17 protein-coding genes and 1 tRNA gene are annotated in these 16,541 nt (G+C 61.5%); 6 read left to right on the top strand and 12 right to left on the bottom strand.

Translation table 11 applies throughout. The features are described 5' to 3' along the window. Positions 1-228: hypothetical protein (locus WB528_RS03175; protein ID WP_423886979.1), on the top strand; the 228-nt coding region annotated here is incomplete at its 5' end. A 22-nt stretch (positions 229-250) separates the two neighbouring features. Here WB528_RS03175 and WB528_RS03180 read toward each other — a convergent pair. Further along, on the bottom strand, positions 251-505 hold the full coding sequence (locus WB528_RS03180; protein WP_423886980.1) for an Arm DNA-binding domain-containing protein: 255 nt from the start codon (positions 503-505) through the stop codon (positions 251-253). Between the two features lie 296 nt (positions 506-801). Here WB528_RS03180 and WB528_RS03185 point away from each other — a divergent pair, with 296 nt between their 5' ends. The 3 genes from WB528_RS03185 to WB528_RS03195 all read left to right on the top strand — a co-directional run bounded on the left by WB528_RS03185 (position 802) and on the right by WB528_RS03195 (position 2,568). Continuing rightward, the gene (locus WB528_RS03185) at positions 802-1,221 is read left to right on the top strand and encodes a cupin domain-containing protein (protein ID WP_423886981.1); all 420 of its coding nucleotides are present in this window, start codon (positions 802-804) and stop codon (positions 1,219-1,221) included. Between the two features lie 178 nt (positions 1,222-1,399). Next, positions 1,400-1,693, top strand: coding sequence for a hypothetical protein (locus tag WB528_RS03190; protein ID WP_423886982.1), 294 nt, complete (start codon positions 1,400-1,402; stop codon positions 1,691-1,693). Between the two features lie 194 nt (positions 1,694-1,887). After that, a complete protein-coding gene (locus WB528_RS03195) occupies positions 1,888-2,568 on the top strand; it encodes an AAA family ATPase (RefSeq protein WP_423886983.1) in 681 nt (226 codons plus the stop codon). Positions 2,569-2,724: 156 nt separating this feature from the next. Here WB528_RS03195 and WB528_RS03200 read toward each other — a convergent pair whose 3' ends face one another. The 3 genes from WB528_RS03200 to WB528_RS03210 all read right to left on the bottom strand — a co-directional run bounded on the left by WB528_RS03200 (position 2,725) and on the right by WB528_RS03210 (position 3,694). Further along, positions 2,725-2,868, bottom strand: coding sequence for a hypothetical protein (locus tag WB528_RS03200; RefSeq protein ID WP_423879555.1), 144 nt, complete (start codon positions 2,866-2,868; stop codon positions 2,725-2,727). 268 nt (positions 2,869-3,136) lie between these two features. Then, complete coding sequence (locus WB528_RS03205) at positions 3,137-3,289, bottom strand: hypothetical protein (RefSeq protein ID WP_423886984.1); 153 nt, start codon at positions 3,287-3,289, stop codon at positions 3,137-3,139. Positions 3,290-3,418: 129 nt separating this feature from the next. Then, positions 3,419-3,694 (bottom strand): metal-sensitive transcriptional regulator, encoded by a 276-nt coding sequence (locus WB528_RS03210; RefSeq protein ID WP_423886993.1) that lies wholly within the window; start codon positions 3,692-3,694, stop codon positions 3,419-3,421. A gap of 54 nt (positions 3,695-3,748) precedes the next feature. Between WB528_RS03210 and WB528_RS03215 the strand changes: the two genes are divergently transcribed. Continuing rightward, complete coding sequence (locus WB528_RS03215) at positions 3,749-6,196, top strand: heavy metal translocating P-type ATPase (RefSeq protein WP_423886985.1); 2,448 nt, start codon at positions 3,749-3,751, stop codon at positions 6,194-6,196. 31 nt (positions 6,197-6,227) lie between these two features. Here the strand turns inward: WB528_RS03215 and WB528_RS03220 are convergent, their stop codons facing one another. From WB528_RS03220 to trxB, 3 genes are all read right to left on the bottom strand, one after another. Next, positions 6,228-7,193: a 4-hydroxy-tetrahydrodipicolinate synthase family protein gene (locus tag WB528_RS03220; protein WP_423886986.1), complete on the bottom strand. Its 966-nt coding sequence runs from the start codon at positions 7,191-7,193 to the stop codon at positions 6,228-6,230. Positions 7,194-7,723: 530 nt separating this feature from the next. Beyond that, positions 7,724-8,617: a LysR family transcriptional regulator gene (locus WB528_RS03225; RefSeq protein WP_423886994.1), complete on the bottom strand. Its 894-nt coding sequence runs from the start codon at positions 8,615-8,617 to the stop codon at positions 7,724-7,726. 32 nt (positions 8,618-8,649) lie between these two features. Further along, a complete protein-coding gene (gene trxB / locus WB528_RS03230) occupies positions 8,650-9,615 on the bottom strand; it encodes a thioredoxin-disulfide reductase (RefSeq protein ID WP_423886987.1) in 966 nt (321 codons plus the stop codon). A 287-nt stretch (positions 9,616-9,902) separates the two neighbouring features. Here trxB and WB528_RS03235 point away from each other — a divergent pair, with 287 nt between their 5' ends. Further along, positions 9,903-10,382: an Lrp/AsnC family transcriptional regulator gene (locus WB528_RS03235; protein ID WP_423886988.1), complete on the top strand. Its 480-nt coding sequence runs from the start codon at positions 9,903-9,905 to the stop codon at positions 10,380-10,382. A 55-nt stretch (positions 10,383-10,437) separates the two neighbouring features. On the opposite strand, the gene WB528_RS03240 is transcribed toward WB528_RS03235, so the two are convergent. The 5 genes from WB528_RS03240 to WB528_RS03260 form a co-directional block, all read right to left on the bottom strand. After that, positions 10,438-10,830 carry a DoxX family protein gene (locus WB528_RS03240; RefSeq protein WP_423886989.1) on the bottom strand — a complete coding sequence of 131 codons (393 nt, stop codon included), beginning with the start codon at positions 10,828-10,830 and terminating at the stop codon, positions 10,438-10,440. A gap of 209 nt (positions 10,831-11,039) precedes the next feature. After that, positions 11,040-11,516 (bottom strand): transcription elongation factor GreA, encoded by a 477-nt coding sequence (gene greA, locus WB528_RS03245; RefSeq protein WP_423886990.1) that lies wholly within the window; start codon positions 11,514-11,516, stop codon positions 11,040-11,042. Positions 11,517-11,707: 191 nt separating this feature from the next. Beyond that, complete coding sequence (carB, locus tag WB528_RS03250) at positions 11,708-15,172, bottom strand: carbamoyl-phosphate synthase large subunit (RefSeq protein WP_423886991.1); 3,465 nt, start codon at positions 15,170-15,172, stop codon at positions 11,708-11,710. A 322-nt stretch (positions 15,173-15,494) separates the two neighbouring features. Then, positions 15,495-15,572 (bottom strand) — tRNA-Ala (locus WB528_RS03255). A 136-nt stretch (positions 15,573-15,708) separates the two neighbouring features. Further along, positions 15,709-16,425 carry a class I SAM-dependent methyltransferase gene (locus WB528_RS03260; RefSeq protein WP_423886992.1) on the bottom strand — a complete coding sequence of 239 codons (717 nt, stop codon included), beginning with the start codon at positions 16,423-16,425 and terminating at the stop codon, positions 15,709-15,711. Positions 16,426-16,541: the final 116 nt, after the last annotated feature.

Below are 16,541 nucleotides of genomic sequence, written 5' to 3' on the forward strand. Positions count from 1 at the left end.
CGCCCGGGCTGCTGCTACAATTCCATGACCCGTCGCAATCTCCGCCGTGCGAGCGGCGATATGGCGGCGCCGGATGTGGACCACCGGCGTGGAGTGAAGGCCTTTCCAGGTGGACAGCAGATACCGCTCGATCTCATAGTATGTTCGGGGTCGAAGCTTCTGTTTGGCCTGCTTCAGATATTGATCGGCAATTTTGCGGAGTGTTTCGGTAGCCTGAAGCGCCGCTAGCGTACGTTCGTCGGCAGGATCTTTACCCCCGGGCCACCAGGCCGAGAAGGCGTTTCGCCTCTTTCCGGGCTTTCTCAGGGGTCCAAGGAGATCCGTGCGGGCCGATTGTAAAGAAGCGCTGGCGGCCCAATGCGCGATACTTCACGACGTAAACTGGCGTCCCGCGCTGGCGTCGAACTCCAAAACCCCGGACCGCCTCCTTGTGCCCGGCATCCCAAATCGTTTCGCCTGGCGCAAGCGATTGTACGGTCCGAATCGTTACACCCAGCACAGCCATTGCACGCCCCGCTAGCTACCATCTAGCAACCACCGTAACGGAAATTGGAGAGTAAGTAAGGCGGGCGGCGGCGGAGGTTAGTTACTGAAATCACATCGCTTTTCGCATTGGCGGGGGCCGTAGCGCACGGGTTTCGGTGGCTTCGGCCTGTCTGTGGAACAGGAGGTCGGTGGTTCGAGCCCACCCAACTGTACCACTCCTCAATGACCTGGCCGGTCACCGCAGATTTTGGCTCCTTTCCGGCACTATCGCCGGCGGACTATCTTGCGGCCTCACGCTGACGAAGGAGATTGTCGATGTCTGACGAGGTGCGGATTGGCTCGCTGCGGCTTAAGTTCCTGATCGACGACGCCGACAATGGCGGCAAGCTGACAATGTTCGACATGACGGTGCCGGAGCAGGCCAAGGTGCCGGTGGCGCATTATCATCGCGATTTCGAAGAGGTTTGGTATGGCCTCGGCGGCACGCTGACCGTCACGCTCGACGGGCTGCCACATCGACTGAAATCAGGTGACGCCTTGTTCGTGCCGCGCGGCGCCGTGCACCGTTTCGACAACCTTGATCCCGGAGAAGCCCGCGCGCTCATAACACTGACACCGGCGGTCGCGGGGAAGCGATATTTCGAAGAGATCGCCACGGTCGTGAACGCAGGCGGCCCGCCGGACATGGTGAAGGTCAAAGCGGTCATGGAGAAGTACGGCCTGATCGTTGCGTGAGAAATCTCTGTAGCTCGCCATTTTTGCGCGTCGTTGCGGGTTTCATCGAAGGAACCTGAACACGACAAGAATCTATCGTCGAGCTTTCCACTGCTAGCTTGCATTGTCGCGTGCCCATCGCTTGCCAACTTCGAACAGCTCACTCACAATTTGCGTGGGGTAGTGATTTGGGGGGAACATGAATCGTTTCGCGATTCGGGTGGAGTGGCTTGCCGGTGTGGCGCTGACGATCGTGGTGGGGGCGTGGCCCGCAACAGGATGGTCCTACACCATGGAGCAGCAGCAGGCCTGCATGGGTGACGCGTTTCGCCTGTGCAGTTACGAAATCCCTGATGTCTCGCAGGTCACGGCCTGCATGGTCAGGCGGCAGACCGAACTCAGTCCGGGCTGCCGGGTCTATTTCAGGCAACAAGAGTCGTCTGCAAGACCAAGACATCACCGGATACGCCAACATACGGCCTCAGACGAATAGCTGGGTACCGGCAACCGCCTCGCCCGCCCGATATTGTTGGCGTCACTATCGGTTCGGCGGGCGAGGGGTATGTCTCAAAAGCAACCTCGCTGATTATTCAGCGACTTCGCCACATTTGACACTAAATTCTTCTTCCACGAATCAGCGCGCTGATTCATTTTTCGCTATCTGGGGTCAATCTGGAGGCGAAGGGTATGAACGTTATTGTTTTTGCGTCGCGTAAAGGTGGCTCGGGGAAAAGCACCCTTGCCGCTCATCTCGCCGCGCATGTCCACAAGACGACCAAGCCGTGTCTGCTTGTCGATGCCGACCCGCAGGGATCATTGATCCTGTGGCACAAGCTACGCGGAACCAACGAACCGCCAATCAAGACTGCCGTCAATTCCGTCAGCGGCATCATCGCTGCCGCCAAGCGTGACGGCTTCGAATGGGTGTTCATCGACACGCCGCCGAATCTTTCGGCTGTGGTCGACGACGCGATCAAGAACGCTACCATGGTCGTGATTCCGGCGCGGCCGGGCGTCTTTGACGTCAACGCCGTTCAGGAAACGATTCAGATGTGCCGTTCCGCGCGCAAACCCTATGCGGTCGTCCTCAACGGTGCGCCTGCCCGGCGCGACGAGGTCGAAAGCCGCATTGTCACTATCGCAAGGGAGGCGTTGGCCAAGTTCCGCGCGCCGGTATGGGGCGGGCAGATCACCAACCGTGCGGATCTGCTGATGGCGCTCGGCAAGGGTGAAGGCGCCCGCGAATATTTTGCCGAAGGCCGTGCGGCTGCCGAGATCGGCAGGCTCTGGGCCGCGATCGAACGTTCGGTGAAGGCGATCCGCGGCACGGCGTCGGCGAGCGGCGTGATGCACAAGCAGGCGGCCTAGGCGATCGAGCGGCGAAGCAGAAGCGGCATCGCGCCGGTTCTGTCGCGTCGTTTAGGGGCTGGTTGGTTGCGGCGGCTGCCAAACGACATCATCCCGCGTGGGCCAGGAGCTCACGCGGGATGATGTTGCGTGCACGTGACGCAGCCCAGGCTGAGATCAGTTCACCATCAGCACGTAGAACATCACGACCGGCGACAGGGTCAGGATGACCGACCAGATGCCGACCGCCCAGATGATGTCCTGCATGCAAAAGCGACCCCGTTCGGGGTTCGAATTGTCTTGAGTGTCCAGAGTATTCATCACGCGCCCCCGCGTTTCCTGTTTTATGGGCGGCAACGATACTTGATCAGTTTTAAGAGGTGCCCAGCGAACTCGATCGCATTTCAAACGGCGCCCTCATCGCCCGTTAACCAGTGCGGCGAATTTGAAGTCCCTATCAGGGTTGCGACGGGTTCGTCATCACGGCCGCACTAGAATCAATAAAGAGGTTGCCGCGATATCATGCGAGCTTTCGGAATCTGAGCTCTGGTGTGCGAGAACAGCACCGGCGAAGGTGCGCCGCTTCACTTCAGCTTCCGATCAGAAAGCCCACGGCCAGCGCCGGCGACAGGCCGAGCAGCACGGCCCACAGCCCGAACGAGGAAACGAGCAGCAGGTCCTGCTTCCTCTCAGCCCATTTGGAATTGGCAAAGCGCTGGTTCTGGATGATTTCAGTGGTCATGATTGCCCCCGCGTCCCCGTTGGATGCGGGCAACCAATAGCCGCCAACTCCTAATAATACTGGCGCGCATCCGGCGAGCAATCTAACGGGCGCCTTCAGCGGCCGTTAACCACACCGCGACCATTCAACTTACCGATCGGCGCGGCCGACCACGTCCATCAGTTCGGTGATCTTGCGCCGCTGATCGGCCTTGTCGCCGGAGACGATGGCGTGCTCGACGCAATGGGCGACGTGGTCGCGCAGGATTTCCTCCTCGACGCGGCGCAGCGCCGCCTTCGCCGCCGCGATCTGGGTCACCACGTCGATGCAATAGCGGTCGCCCTCGACCATCCCGGCCAGCCCCCGGATCTGGCCCTCGATTCGTTTCAGCCTTTTCAGGCAGGAAGCCTTGATCTCCTTACGCATAGGCGTCATATACCCCCCTAGGGTATCATAATCAAGAGACGCGGAGCGGAAAAGATGGCGCAGAGAGATGAAGGGCAGGCCGCAGCGGTCCGCCAAACGTGCCATCACCACGACCACCACCAACATCACGGTGGCCACGATCATGCGAAGCCCGCCAGCGGCTCCTGCTGCGGCGGCAAGCATGAGAGCGCCGATCAGGAATTGGCTGATACGATCGACCCGGTCTGCGGCATGAAGGTCAGGCGCGAAACTGCCAGGCATCGCTTTGAGTATCGTGGCCAGGAATATCTCTTTTGCAGTTCGCGCTGCCGTGAGCGCTTCCAGGCCGATCCGGAAAACTTTCTGAAGACGGAATCTTCCGAGCCAAAGCCGCAAAAGCCTGCAGCGGACGCCGGCGCAATCTACACCTGTCCGATGCATCCGGAGATCAGGCAAATCGGCCCGGGAACCTGTCCGATCTGCGGCATGGCGCTAGAGCCCGAGCAGGGCTCGCTCGATCAGGGGCCCGATCCTGAACTCATCCACATGAGAAGGCGCTTCTGGATCGCACTGCCACTCACGCTTCCGGTGGTTGCGATCGAGATGGGCCGGCATGTCGGCCTGATGAACCTTGTTTCGCCCCAGTGGTCCAACTGGATTTCATTGGTGCTGTCCACACCCGTGGTGCTGTGGGCCGGCGCGCCGTTTTTCGCGCGCGGCTGGCGTTCGGTTGTCTCAGGCCATCTCAACATGTTCACGCTGATCGCGATGGGCACCGGCGTTGCCTATATCTACAGCGTGATCGGCGCATTGTTTCCGCAGGTCTTCCCGGCCGGCTTCCGTGACATGCATGGCGCGGTCGCGGTCTATTTCGAGGCCGCCGCCGTTATCACTCTTCTCGTGCTGCTGGGGCAGATCCTGGAATTGCGGGCCCGCGAGCGCACGTCAGGGGCGATCCGCGCGCTGCTCGATTTGGCGCCGAAGATCGCTCGGCGCATCACCGGCCACGGCGACGAAGATGTCGCGATTGACGCGATCGCGGTCGGCGATTCCCTTCGCGTACGTCCCGGCGAAAAAATCCCGGTCGATGGCCGTGTCACGGAAGGCCACTCGTTTGTCGATGAATCCATGGTGACGGGCGAGCCGATGCCGGTCGCCAAGACTGAGGGCGCGCGCGTCATCGGTGGCACCGTCAACCAGAATGGCGCGCTGGTGCTGCGGGCCGAACAGGTCGGCCGCGACACCATGCTGGCCCGGATCGTGGACATGGTGGCGCGGGCGCAGCGGTCGCGTGCGCCGATCCAGCGGCTGGCCGATCGCGTCGCCGGATGGTTTGTGCCCGCCGTGATCGGCGCGGCGCTGATCGCCTTTGCCGCCTGGATGAGCTTCGGTCCCGAACCGCGTCTTACCTTCGCACTGATCGCGGCCGTGACCGTGCTGATCATCGCCTGCCCCTGCGCGCTCGGCCTCGCCACGCCCATGTCGATCATGGTGGGAGTGGGCCGCGGGGCGCGCGCCGGGATTCTGATCCGCGACGCGGAGGCGCTTGAAGCCTTGGAGCGCATCGACACCATCGTCATCGACAAAACCGGCACGCTCACGGTAGGCAAGCCGAAGCTGGTATCGATCACGACCGCGTCCGACGTTGACGAGAACACGCTGTTGCGGTTCGTCGCCAGCGTGGAGAAAGCCAGCGAACATCCGCTGGGGCGCGCGATCGTCGAAGCTTCGAAGGCGAGTAGCTTGACGCTTGGCGAGGTGTCGAGCTTCGCTGCCCATCCAGGCAAGGGAGCCACAGGCAACGTCGAGGGCAGAGCGGTTGCGCTCGGCAACGCCGCATTGATGGGTGATCTGAACATAGCTGGGTCCGAGTTCGAACCCGCGGCCGAGGCTGCGCGCGCGTCCGGCGCGACCGTGATGTATGTTGCGCTCGACGGCAGGCCGGCGGGCATCATTGCGGTCGCCGACCCGGTCAAGGCGTCGGCGAAGGCCGCCATCGCGGCATTGCGGTCGGAAGGCCTGCGCGTCGTGATGCTGACCGGCGATAACGCGACGACGGCGAAAGCCGTGGCGTCGCAGCTTGATATTGCCGAGGTCGAGGCCGGTGTTTTACCGGAACGCAAGAGCGAGGTCGTGCAGCGTCTTCGGAAAGAAGGCCGCCGCGTCGCCATGGTCGGCGACGGCGTCAACGATGCACCGGCGCTGGCCGCAGCCGATGTCGGCATCGCCATGGGCGGCGGAACGGATATCGCGATCGAAAGCGCCGGCGTGACGCTGTTAACCGGCGATCTGGCAGGACTGGTGCAGGCGCGGCGATTGTCGGCGGCCACGATGGGCAACATCCGCCAGAATCTGGCATTCGCTTTTATCTATAACGCCGCCGGCGTGCCGATCGCGGCAGGCGTGCTCTATCCGGTGTTCGGCATCCTGCTGTCGCCTATGGTAGGGGCGGCCGCGATGGCGCTGTCGTCGGTCAGCGTGATCGGCAACGCGTTGCGGCTCGCGCGGGCGAAACTGGATTAAGCTTGCGACGTTTCGCCGATCGTTCGCAAGTTTACGCCATGGAATCGGACTTCTGACGGCCGGAAAGATGACCGGCCCGTCGCGCGATCTCGGCATCGAGCCTGGCGGCGAGATCGTGGCTCACCTCGACCATCGGCAGGCGCACTTCGGCGCTGTCGATCAGGCCCGTGCGCGCCAGCCAGTACTTGGCCGGCGCCGGGCTCGGCTCGGCGAACAACAGGCGCGTGAGAGCGGACAGGCATTCCCATCGCGCGCGGGCGCCGTCGATCTGCCCGTCCTTCAGCAGCTTGCCTACAGCCGCGAAGGCGGCGGTCTCGAAATGCGCCGACAACAGGATCGCGCCGTCGGCGCCGTCGGTCAGCGCGTCGAAATATTCGGTGTCTTCTCCGGTCAAGACGCGAAAGCCCGGTGGCCTGCGCCGCAACAGGTCGATCGACTGTGCGCGATTAGCGCTGCAGTCCTTCATGCCCGCGATGTTGGGATGCCGGGCAAGTTCAAGCACCGTCTCGTTCTCGAGGTTGACGCCCGCGCGATAGGGGATGTTGTAGAGCATGATCGGCCAGGACGCATGGTCGGCGAGAAGCGTGAAATGCCGGATCAGGCCGCGCTGCGACGGCCGCGAATAATAGGGACTTGAGATCAGGTAGCCGTCGATGGGCCAGCCGGCCGTCTCGTCGAGGGTGTGGCACATCTTCATGGTATGGCTGCCGGCAAGCCCGAGGCAGATCGGCAGATAGCGCCGGACTTCGCCGAGCGTCTCCCGCGTCACGGCGACAATCCATTCGAGTTCGGCCAGGCCGAGCGTCAGGCCTTCGCCCGATGTCGCAGCCAGGATCAACCCGTCGATCGGAAGGCCTGCGTAGTGCCGCACCAGCCGCCGTAGCGAGACCTCATCCACGACGCCGTCGCAAAACGGCGTAATGAGCGGCAGCCAGAGGCCGGCGAGATGCGATCGAAGTCCCGAGGATTCGGGATGATAAAAAGCAGGGGTAGTCATGGTCCATCTCCTGATTGGCCGGAGACGGGACACAAAAAACCCCACCTCGCGGCGGGGGCTTCAAAGATCGGCGTAAGCCAGGAAGTCTAATGCGCGCGTCGATCCGAAGCCCCCGGAAGGGAGGCTTTTTTCATCACGGCGGTTGCGCACAGATTCGTGAACATCAGCGTGATGATGCGGTCCGCTGGTTCCACTGTCAACGGAAGACAGTCTTTCTCATTATGAAAAACCTCATCATGAAAAATAATTCCCGATTGAAAATCCGAGCGCGAAAAGGCCTCGTCAGAAGCCTGGCCGGATCGATGACAGAAAAAAAGCCGGGCTCGTGAGAGCCCGGCTTTGAGTATTGGCCTCGTTGGGCCGACACAATCACCTTCCAAGAGGGATAACCGAACACCGCGCCACTGGAGGAGGGGGACATGTGCGCAACGCGAAAGCTCAGTGTTTGGTGACTATGGGCCCCGCGAGTGCCTTGCAGCAACGGGGGGAGCCGCATGTCAGACATGCGGTGACCGGTTATCGACCGATAATTACGACGGCCAGCGCTGCGCCTTGCTGACGACGAAGTCGCGAAACACCTGGACGCGCGCGACCGTTTTCAATTCCTCCGGATAAACGAAATACGTGTCGAGCTGGATCGAATCGGATTCGCCGAACAGCTGCACGAGGCGGCCGTTCTCTTCGATCAGATAGTCCGGCAGCGCCGCGATCCCCAATCCCTGCTGACAGGCGCGCACCAGGCCAAGAATATTGTTGACCTTGAAGTAGGGCTCGCGCGGCCCGGTACCATTGCGTCCGGCTTCGATCAGCCAGCTCCGGTTTTGCAGATGCGGCGCGACCTGCCCGTCGGACAGCATGATGATTCGGTGGGCGTCGAGTTCCTCCAGCGTGCGCGGCGTGCCGAAGCGTTTGATGTAATCCGGCGAGCAATAGGCGTGAAAGCCCATCGCAAACAGCTTGCGCTGGATCAGGTCAGGTTGGGTCGGCTTGCGGGTGCGGATCGCGACGTCGGCTTCGCGCATCGAGAGATCGAGTTCCTCGTCTGTGACGATCAGAGAAATGCGGATTTCCGGATAAAGCGCAGTGAACTCGCCGAGCCGGGGAATCAGCCAGTTGATGCCTACACCGGGCGTAGTCGTGATCTTGAGGTCGCCGCTCGGCCGCTCGCGGCTGTCGGTCAGTTTGGCGCGGGCGGCCTGCAACTGCATGAACACGTCATGCGCAGTGCGAAACAGCAGATCACCCTGTTCGGTCAGGATCAGGCCGCGCGCATGACGATGGAACAGCGAGACCGACAATTCCTGTTCGAGCGCCGAGACCTGGCGTGAAACGGCCGATTGCGAAAGGCCGAGTTGCTCGCCGGCATGCGTGAAACTCCCCGCCTCGGCCGCCGCGTGAAACACCTTCAGCTTGTCCCAATCCATATCGATAAATCCGTCACGGGTTCGATGAAAATTCATTCCGCCGCCGCGCGGTCATTCGCGCGGAGCGCTAAAAAACGTTCGGCTTCGAGGGCCGCCATGCAGCCGAGGCCTGCGGCCGTGACTGCCTGGCGGTAGGTTTCGTCGGCGACGTCGCCGGCGGCGAACAGGCCGGGTACGGAAGTGGCGGTCGAATTTGGTGCGACCTCGACATAGCCCGACGGTTTCAACTTGATCTGACCGGCGACGAGATCGGTCGCAGGCGCGTGCCCGATCGCGATGAAGACGCCGTCGGCCGGTACTTCCGTCAGCGCGCCGGTCTTGACGTTCTTCAGCCGGACATGGGTGACCTTGGCCGGGTTCTCCTGGCCGCGGACTTCGTCGATCGCCGAGTCCCACACCACCTTGATCTTGGGATGCTTGAACAGCCGGTCCTGCAGGATGCGCTCGGCCCGGAAGTGGTCGCGACGGTGCACGATGGTCACTTGCGAAGCGAAGTTGGTGAGGAACAGCGCTTCCTCGACCGCGGTATTGCCGCCGCCGACTACGATGACTTCCTTGCCGCGATAGAAGAATCCGTCGCAGGTCGCGCAGGCCGAGACGCCAAAGCCCTTGAATTTCTCTTCTGACGGCATTCCGAGCCAGCGCGCCTGGGCGCCGGTCGCAAGGATCACGGTTTCGGCAAGATAGACGTCGCCGCTATCGCAGGTCAGGCGGAACGGCCGTTGGGCGAGTTCAAGCTTGGTGACGAGGTCGGTCACGATCTTGGTACCGACATGGGCGGCCTGCTTCTCCATCTGCTCCATCAGCCACGGGCCCTGAATCACGTCGGCGAAACCTGGGTAATTTTCCACGTCGGTCGTGATGGTCAGTTGCCCGCCGGGCTGGATGCCCTGGATCAGCACCGGTTCAAGCATGGCGCGGGCCGCATAGATCGCCGCGGTGTAACCGGCCGGGCCGGAACCGACGATGACGACCTTGGTGTGAATAGGTGCAGACATAGACGGATCCATTTCGAAGGGAATTTGATGAGCCTTTAAGCGGAATTCGCCCGGGGAAGCGCCGCCATGCGGCGAAAGTACCGGCTCCAAATCTACGGCATCTGATGAGCTATGCAAGAATTGCAATCCAAATGAGCAAAACTTCCCGTGACAGAGAAAATTGACGCAGCGCACGCGCAATAAAATTGCGCAATAGGTGTAAGCTGGGCTAAGACTGTTTCCGTCGAAACTTGAAAGCCCGGGCCGCCAGCCCCCAAATCACCCCCAACCCCTGGAATCCGGACCGCGTGTCGAAAAATCTTGACGAAATTGACCTCAAAATCCTGGGCGAGATCCAGGCTGATGGCCGAATCACCAATGTCGAGTTGGCCAAACGCGTGGGCATTTCCCCGCCGCCCTGTTTGCGGCGGGTTCGCGCGTTGGAGGAGGCGGGTTTTATCCAGGGCTATCGCGGCTTGCTCGATCCGCGAAAGCTCGGCTTCGACGTCACCGTGTTTGCCTCCGTACATCTGTCGAGCCAGGCCGACGCCGACCTGCGTGAGTTCGAGGATTTCGTTCGCGCCGAGCCACTGGTGAGAGAATGCTGGATGCTGTCAGGCGAAGTCGATTTCGTTCTCAAATGCGTAGCGCCCGACATGGCGACGTTCCAGGATTTCGTCACGCACCTGACCGCGGCGCCGCATGTGCGCAACGTTAGAACGTCGCTGGTGCTGCACAATTCGAAATATGAAGCTGCCGTTCCGCTGGAAGTGAAGACGAAGGGGTAGGTTCGCGTTTACCTCCCCTTTTCAAGGGGAAGTAAGACCGGGAGTTGCTGCGCAGTCAGCTCTTCTTTCCCCTCATCGCATCGATGCTGTACGGACCGCCTCCCTCCGTTGCCAGATACAGACAAGCAAAGCAGAACAGGATCGCCGCCGTGCCGTTGTTGATCAACGGAAAGAAGCCGCGTGGAAAATGTCCGATGAAATAGGCAACGGCCATTTCACCCGACAGGATGAACGCGGAGATGCGCGTGAACAGGCCGATCATCAGGAGTGCTCCGAGCACAAGCTCGATTCCGCCGGCGGTCATGATCAGCGGAGGTGGATCGGCGAATTGGGGGATTACCGGGAACTTGAATATCTTTGCGACGCCGTATTGAAACAGCAGCAAGCCGGTAATGAAGCGAAACAAACTCAGCGCCAACGGCTGAAACTTCGAAAGTGTTTGGTCCATGTCATAACCCCGTTTTGACAATACTTGGGATTTGCAACCTGGCAGGACACGCAAGCTCTCGCGCGTCCCTCCGGCTATCCCCCTCTTTCAACAAATATTCCTCGCTAGAAATATTCTGTGCAAGAAATATCCGCCGCCAAACACAAGAAAAGCCGCGTCAAGGCACGGCTTCTTGCTTGAAATAGTTCAACGATGGGGCTTGCCGAAAATCAGCGCCACTCGACCTTGGTGATTTCGTAGGCCTTGGCGCCGCCGGGGGCCATGACCTCCACCGAGGCGCCTTTCTTCTTGCCGATCAGCGCGCGCGCAAGCGGCGAGGTAATCGATATCTTGCCCTTCTTGGCATCTGCCTCGGGCTCGCCGACGATCTGCCACACCGCCTTCTTTTCGGTGTCCTCGTCGATCAGCGTAACAGTGGCACCGAATTTGATGGTGTCGCCGGAAAGCTTCGAGATGTCGATGATGTCGGCGCGCGCGAGTTTGTCTTCGAGCTCGGCGATGCGGCCTTCGTTGTGCGACTGCTCTTCTTTCGCGGCGTGATATTCCGCGTTCTCGGAAAGATCGCCATGCGAGCGCGCCTCCGCGATATGTTCGATAATGCGCGGGCGCTCCACCGACTGGCGCTTCTTCAATTCATCCTCAAGCGCGGCATAGCCGCCGGCCGTCATCGGAACCTTTTCCATCATCTTCTTCGTCCTTCAATCGCGCGGGGCCCCGGGATCATGCACGGCACGCGCGAAACGTCTTCCAGATCAGGCTTCCGGGCTGAAACAGTCCGAAAAGCTCGTTAAATTTCGGCCCCGAGAGGGCCGATTCAAACATCGGTACGGGCGGAGAGTTCCCAGCACTTTGCGGGCCGTTTGTGGCCCGCAAATGATCAGTTCTCGGAAAAATAACTCTGCAAGGTGCGGACCTCAAGGTCTCCGCCCAGATAGGCGCGGACGCCCTGGGCAGCAGCCACGGCACCTGAAAGAGTGGTGTAATACGGCACTTTATGCAAGAGGGCAGCGCGGCGCAACGAACGACTATCGGCTAATGCCTGCGGCCCCTCGGTGGTGTTAAAAACCAGCTGGATGTCGCCATTGGTAATGGCGTCCACGATATGCGGCCGGCCTTCCAGCACCTTGTTGACTTTCTCCGTCGGCACGCCGTGGTCGGTGAGGAAGCGCTGCGTTCCCGACGTCGCCATCACCCTGAAGCCAAGCGAGTATAACAGCCGCACCGCGTCGACGATGCGCGTCTTGTCGCTCTCGCGCACGGAGACGAACACCGTGCCCTTGCGCGGGACGCGCGTACCGCCGCCGAGCTGGCTCTTGGCAAACGCAATCTCGAAAGAGCGGTCGATGCCCATCACCTCGCCGGTCGAGCGCATCTCCGGACCGAGCACGGTGTCGACGCCGGGGAAGCGGGCAAACGGAAAGACCGATTCCTTGACGCCGACATGGCCGAGCCTGGGCTTCGTCAGCTTGAAATCGGCAAGCTTCTCGCCCGCCATCAGCCGTGCGGCGATCTTCGCCACCGGCATGCCGATCACCTTGGCGACGAAGGGCACCGTGCGCGAGGCGCGCGGATTGACTTCGAGCACATAGATATCGCCGTCCTTGATGGCGTATTGCACGTTCATCAGACCGACCACATCGAGCCCGAGCGCGAGTTCGCGGGTTTGCCGTTCGAGTTCTGAGATCACGGCGGGCTCGAGCGAATGCGGCGGCAGCGAGCAGGCACTGTCGCCGGAGTGAATGCCGGCTTCCTCGATATGCTCCATGATGCCGACGATGAAGGTGTCCTTGCCGTCGGAAAGACAATCGACATCGACTTCGATCGCGTCGGACAGATAGCGGTCGAACAACAGCGGGTTAGTGCCGAGCACGGTGTTGATCTGGCCGGTCTTGTCGTTCGGATAGCGCGCCTTGACGTCGCCGGGCACGAGCTCGGGCAGCGTGCCAAGCAGATAATCGCTGAGTTGATTATCCTCGCGGATGATCTGCATCGCGCGGCCGCCGAGCACGTAAGATGGCCGCACCACCAGCGGCAGGCCGAGATCGGCGGCGACCAGGCGCGCCTGTTCGACCGAGTAGGCAATGCCGTTCTTCGGCTGCTTCAGCCGCAACTTGTCGAGCACGCGCTTGAAGCGGTCGCGGTCTTCGGCGAGATCGATGGCGTCGGGCGAGGTACCGAGGATCGGCACATCGGCTGCTTCCAGCGCGTGCGCGAGCTTCAGCGGGGTCTGGCCTCCGAACTGCACGATGACGCCGTGCAGGCGGCCGTTCTGCTTTTCGGTCTCGATGATTTCGAGAACGTCCTCGGCCGTCAGCGGCTCGAAATACAGCCGGTCGGCGGTGTCGTAGTCCGTCGACACCGTTTCCGGATTGCAGTTGATCATGATCGATTCATAGCCGGCGTCATGCAGCGCGAAGCAGGCATGGCAGCAGCAATAGTCGAACTCGATGCCCTGGCCGATCCGGTTGGGTCCGCCGCCGAGAATGATGACCTTGTCTTTTGCCGACGGCGCGCTCTCGTCGGCCACTTCGCCGGCGAAAGGCGTTTCATAGGTCGAGTACATGTAGGCCGTTGGAGAGGCGAACTCGGCGGCGCAGGTATCGATGCGCTTGAACACCGGGCGAACGCCAAGCGCATGACGGCGCGCTTTCACTTCGGCTTCCGTCGTCTCTGTCAGCACGGCGAGCCGCGCGTCGGAAAATCCCATGGCTTTCAGCGTGCGCAGGCCAAAGGCGTTTGGCGGCAGGCCATCCCGCTTGACCTTGGCTTCCATCTCGACGATGGCGCGCATCTCGGCCAAAAACCACGGATCGATCTTGCAGGAGTTGAAGATGTCTTCGTCGCTCCAGCCAAGCCGCATCGCCTGCGCCACCTGCAACAGCCGGTTCGGCGTCGGCGTACCGAGCGCTGCCCGGATCGCGTTCTTGTCGTCGTCGCGGCCAAGGCCTTCGATTTCGATCTCGTCCAGCCCGGTGAGGCCGGTCTCTAACCCCCGCAAGGCCTTTTGCAGGCTCTCCTGAAAGGTGCGGCCGATCGCCATCACTTCGCCGACCGACTTCATCGAGGTGGTCAGCGTGGTGGAGGCGCCGGGAAATTTCTCGAACGCAAAGCGCGGAATCTTGGTGACGACGTAGTCGATGGTCGGCTCGAACGAAGCCGGCGTGGCGCCGCCGGTGATGTCGTTGGCGATTTCATCGAGCGTGTAGCCGACCGCGAGCTTGGCCGCGACCTTGGCGATCGGAAAGCCTGTCGCCTTCGAGGCAAGCGCGGAGGAGCGCGACACCCGCGGGTTCATCTCGATCACGACCATGCGCCCGTCGGCTGGATTGACGCCGAACTGCACGTTGGAGCCGCCGGTCTCTACCCCGATCTCGCGCAACACCGCGATCGAGGCGTCGCGCATGATCTGGTATTCCTTGTCGGTGAGCGTCAGCGCCGGCGCGACCGTGATCGAATCGCCGGTGTGAACGCCCATCGGGTCGAGGTTTTCGATCGAGCAGACGATGATGCAGTTGTCATTCTTGTCGCGCACCACCTCCATCTCGAACTCTTTCCAGCCCAAGACGGATTCCTCAATCAACACCTCGTTGGTCGGCGAGGCATCCAGGCCCCGCTCGATGATGTCGATGAATTCTTCCTTGTTGTAGGCGATGCCGCCGCCGGTGCCGCCCATGGTGAAGGAGGGGCGGATGATGGCCGGCAGGCCGATCTCCGACAGCGCCATCAACGCTTCGGCCAGCGCCTGCTGCTGGTAGCGCTTGCGCCGCTCGTTCTCGCCGAGCGTCCATTGCCGCTCGAATTCCTCGAGCTCAGCGCCTGAGAGATTTCCGTGATCGGCGAGGTATCTGTCGCGGTCGGATTTTTTCAGCGCGGAGGCGTTGGCCAGCCGCGACTTCGGCGTCTGCAGCCCGATCTTTTCCATGGCGTTGCGGAAGAGCTGGCGGTCTTCGGCCTTGTCGATCGCGTCCGCCGTGGCGCCGATCATCTCGACGTCGAATTTGGCCAACGTGCCCAGCCTGCGCAGCGACAGCGCGCAGTTCAGCGCGGTCTGCCCGCCCATGGTCGGCAACAGCGCGAAGCCGCCGGAAACGACGTGGCGTTCCTTCTCGATGATCTTGGCGACGATCTCGGGCGTGATCGGTTCGATATAGGTGGCGTCGGCAAGCTCCGGGTCGGTCATGATCGTGGCCGGATTGGAATTCACCAGGACGATGCGGTATCCCTCTTCCTTCAGCGTCTTCACCGCCTGGGTGCCCGAATAGTCGAACTCGCAGGCCTGGCCGATCACGATAGGCCCGGCGCCGATGATCAGGATGGTGGAGATGTCAGTTCTTTTGGGCATCAAGTCTCGCGGGCTACGAAAATAGGCACAAAAAAAGGGCGCGCATTCCGCGCGTCCCTCTAAACACTGCGTGAGGCAGGCCCTCGCGCGCAGGCGGTCTTTAGACCAGATTACGCAGCCGCGAAACCCCCAAAAACGGGCCGTCAACCGGCAATTTGCCTTTGATTTGGACTGGCTTGGCCGTAGCTCGCGAAGCGAGATCGAAATTTGCGGCTTGAGCCCGCCGTCGCCCTTCGGGCTATGGCGCGGCAGCCTTCGCTCGTTTCGCTACGATGGTGCGAGGCTGGCCTGCCGAGCCGTAGCTCGCGAAGCGAGCGAAGGCTGGAGGCCCGGCCTGGACTTGAACCAGGATAAAGAGCAGTGCAATGCTCTCGCGTCGACGCTTTTCCGCCACCGGGCCGCGTCCATCTTCCCCCAACAGCAGCCTCTCAGCCACTCTTTGCCGCAGTTAACCCTACCTTGCGGTTAGGGGTCTTTCCTCTGTGCGGCCAACGGCTGTAACGAACGTCAAATCCGCTCCGCTGCGGGGGGGGATATCACGAACTTCGGAAAGCGGGCGCTAGCGCCGGCCGCGCGACAAAGGTCATTCGCCACGGATTGTGGCCGATGTTGACGGCGACGCGCGAGGCGGTGAGTCCGCTTGCCGCGAGTTTGGCGATCATGTCGGCCTCGCTGTAGCGCTGCAAGCCGACGCGGCTGCGCAATTGCCGGTAGTCAGACAACGCGGTCGAGACCAGCCCGATCAGCGCGTCGCGCAGAAAGCCGTGCTGAGCCGCAAAGCGTAACAGCGCGATCACGTCACGGGGCATGCCGACTTCCGGACGCAGCACATCGCCGAGCACCAGCCGCCCGCTTGGCTTCAAGAGCCGCCCGATGGTCGCAAAGGCGGAATCCAGTTCTTGCGGCGTCATGTATTGGGCGACCGAATTCATCACCACCAGATCAAGCGAGTGCTCGGCCATTTTCCGCACGTCTTCGAGCGAACGGACCCGGATCTTGGTGTTGGGGGCAAAACGCGCGATCAGCCGGCCGCGTACTCCGGGGGCGGGCTCGGCCAGGTAAAGCTGGCCGCAGGCCTCGGCTACCTTGGCGGCCGACAACGCCTCGCCGCAGGCGTAATCCAGCACCACCGCGTCGGGCTGGCCGATATAGCCGATGATGTCGCGCGCGATCAGCTGAAAATGCAGGTCGCGGTGCAACTTGCTCGCATAAATCGTATGCGTGGAATCGTAATAGTCGATCCAGTCGTCCATGACTTTTTAGTGTCCCGGTTCTGACATTCGTATCCTATCGCGGCGCCCACATTTGCGAATGTCAGAACCTAAGGGACACGAGCAACTATATGATTCTAGTGTGGCTTCAACTCTGA

The organism is Bradyrhizobium sp., assembly GCF_049586575.1.
GTDB lineage: Bacteria > Pseudomonadota > Alphaproteobacteria > Rhizobiales > Xanthobacteraceae > Bradyrhizobium.

Excerpts from the sequence above, each read along its gene's own strand:
- WB528_RS03180 (WP_423886980.1), bottom strand. The coding sequence starts at position 505 with ATGGCTGTGCTGGGTGTAACGATTCGGACCGTACAATCGCTTGCGCCA.
- WB528_RS03185 (WP_423886981.1), top strand. The coding sequence starts at position 802 with ATGTCTGACGAGGTGCGGATTGGCTCGCTGCGGCTTAAGTTCCTGATC.
- WB528_RS03190 (WP_423886982.1), top strand. The coding sequence starts at position 1,400 with ATGAATCGTTTCGCGATTCGGGTGGAGTGGCTTGCCGGTGTGGCGCTG.
- WB528_RS03195 (WP_423886983.1), top strand. The coding sequence starts at position 1,888 with ATGAACGTTATTGTTTTTGCGTCGCGTAAAGGTGGCTCGGGGAAAAGC.
- WB528_RS03200 (WP_423879555.1), bottom strand. The coding sequence starts at position 2,868 with ATGAATACTCTGGACACTCAAGACAATTCGAACCCCGAACGGGGTCGC.
- WB528_RS03205 (WP_423886984.1), bottom strand. The coding sequence starts at position 3,289 with ATGACCACTGAAATCATCCAGAACCAGCGCTTTGCCAATTCCAAATGG.
- WB528_RS03210 (WP_423886993.1), bottom strand. The coding sequence starts at position 3,694 with ATGCGTAAGGAGATCAAGGCTTCCTGCCTGAAAAGGCTGAAACGAATC.
- WB528_RS03215 (WP_423886985.1), top strand. The coding sequence starts at position 3,749 with ATGGCGCAGAGAGATGAAGGGCAGGCCGCAGCGGTCCGCCAAACGTGC.
- WB528_RS03220 (WP_423886986.1), bottom strand. The coding sequence starts at position 7,193 with ATGACTACCCCTGCTTTTTATCATCCCGAATCCTCGGGACTTCGATCG.
- WB528_RS03225 (WP_423886994.1), bottom strand. The coding sequence starts at position 8,617 with ATGGATTGGGACAAGCTGAAGGTGTTTCACGCGGCGGCCGAGGCGGGG.
- trxB (WP_423886987.1), bottom strand. The coding sequence starts at position 9,615 with ATGTCTGCACCTATTCACACCAAGGTCGTCATCGTCGGTTCCGGCCCG.
- WB528_RS03240 (WP_423886989.1), bottom strand. The coding sequence starts at position 10,830 with ATGGACCAAACACTTTCGAAGTTTCAGCCGTTGGCGCTGAGTTTGTTT.
- greA (WP_423886990.1), bottom strand. The coding sequence starts at position 11,516 with ATGATGGAAAAGGTTCCGATGACGGCCGGCGGCTATGCCGCGCTTGAG.
- carB (WP_423886991.1), bottom strand. The coding sequence starts at position 15,172 with ATGCCCAAAAGAACTGACATCTCCACCATCCTGATCATCGGCGCCGGG.
- WB528_RS03260 (WP_423886992.1), bottom strand. The coding sequence starts at position 16,425 with ATGGACGACTGGATCGACTATTACGATTCCACGCATACGATTTATGCG.